Origin of the sequence: Shewanella sp. SM87 (assembly GCF_025653705.1) — a bacterium.
GTDB lineage: Bacteria > Pseudomonadota > Gammaproteobacteria > Enterobacterales > Shewanellaceae > Shewanella > Shewanella oncorhynchi.
The window spans coordinates 1-1,641 of record NZ_JAKKSC010000087.1 but is presented as its reverse complement, the minus strand read 5'-3'; the positions used below and the strand labels follow the sequence as shown (position 1 = coordinate 1,641).

The following is a 1,641-nucleotide window of genomic DNA, read 5'->3' as shown; positions in this document are numbered from 1 at the left end:
CTAATAACCAGTGTAATTGTTGCTCGGTTAATGTCATGGTGGGTGACATGAGTTTAGGCCATTTGAACTTATGTTTATCTAATCGCTTATACCACAGGGCAAACCCGGTGTTATCCCAGTACAGCAGTTTGAGTTTGTCGCGCCCTTTATTACAAAACACAAATAGCGCACCACTGAGCACCGGTAGTTCAAGCTCTGCTTCCACTAAGGCGGCTAATCCATTAATCGATTTACGAAAATCGACCACATCCACACATAAATAAACGGTGGGCACATCAACAAACATCTTCATGCCATCAGCCCTTTAATGATGGCAACGATATCGTTCGTTGCTAAATTGGCAGGAAACATTAACTGGCCTGTGCGGATATCAAACTGCACCACATTTTGATGAGTTTGCGCGCAGACTTCAGTGGTGGTTTGTTTTAACTGAATAAAACGTGATGATGTGGGGTTCGTTGTTTGTAGTGGCAAGGTTGAATTAGGCTGATACTCAGCCAGTAAAGCGCGCTGTTTATAGTAAGTGGTGATAGAGACATTATGGTGTTGGCAAAATTCGATATTAGTGCCACTAAACGAGCCGCGTTGTTGAAGTAGCATCTGCCACTGAGTAGTTGTTTCATCTTCGAGCATATTGTGCTTTATCTCTCCGTAGCTGTTCTCTATTTCCCATCGTTCAAAATACACATCCAGTAATGACTGCGTACCATATTCCAGACTCGTTAAGGAGGTGAGAACACCTATGACGTGATTAGGTTGTTCTGGCTTAGGGTACAGGACAAGGCGGGCTTGCCATTTCTCCGGCAAGCTTGGGTCTTGTTTCCGAGCATGGGCTGACACTTTCATTTCCACTAAAAGGTCTCGCCCTTCCTTATCCAGTTGCTCAACCACTTCATATTGCGTGTTGGATTTTATCGGCGTCATCCAGTGACTCGTCGTATGTTGCCGTTGCCAATTAATCATCAACTCGGCACTGAGGTAACAGCGGTCAAAAATCGTCAGGGAGTGAGCGGGGGCTGAAGCGGCCAGCTGTTTGGCATAAGAGACCTCTCCTGTCGAGCTGGGCCCAAAGACAACATCATGTAATAAACGACTTCGCAGCGATGTGAGGGCACATAATCGAACAATCGGGTATTCAGTATGGTGGTTTTCATTGTACTTGATGTATTGGAAGTGCTCTGCAAGACAGGCGGTATCATGGGTRCGGAACTGAGTGCCGTCGACAGAAAGTAAACTCAGTCCAAACCATTTGTCATCGCTATCTTCCTGCTGGGTCCAATGGGCTGCTGTCAGTTTAAAAAGCGCTTCCAAAGGTTGGGCGGTGAGGCGCTTTCTCGCTTGAGGAATAGCACTTGGTGCAACAGAATCCCCTAAGTGGTTGGAAAGCTTGAKGTCTAGTTTATCTAAAACTTCCGTGATGGGTTTATCCCGATACAAGCCAATACCGACAATTAGCCAAACGACAAGTTCGGCGGGTAACTTACGCCGTCTCATGCTGGCTTTATTGGTAGAATCAAGGGCTTGCTCTATCCATTCGAGCGGGAGTTCTTTTTGGAAGAGAGCCAGTGATTCTGGTGCAGCAAACGTATCGACATCAATCAGCCAGTGAGCCAACATAAAAAATACCCTCAGCAATTAGTG

General features: G+C 46.1%; 1 protein-coding gene and 1 pseudogene. Both read right to left on the bottom strand.

The window, feature by feature from the left end:
- Window positions 1–292 (bottom strand): IS66 family insertion sequence element accessory protein TnpB (tnpB, locus tag L5M11_RS23765; RefSeq protein WP_263193456.1); only part of this gene is annotated, 292 nt, incomplete at its 3' end.
- A 308-nt stretch (window positions 293–600) separates the two neighbouring features.
- Window positions 601–1,617, bottom strand: a pseudogene (locus tag L5M11_RS23760) (IS4 family transposase); the annotation flags it as partial.
- Window positions 1,618–1,641: the final 24 nt, after the last annotated feature.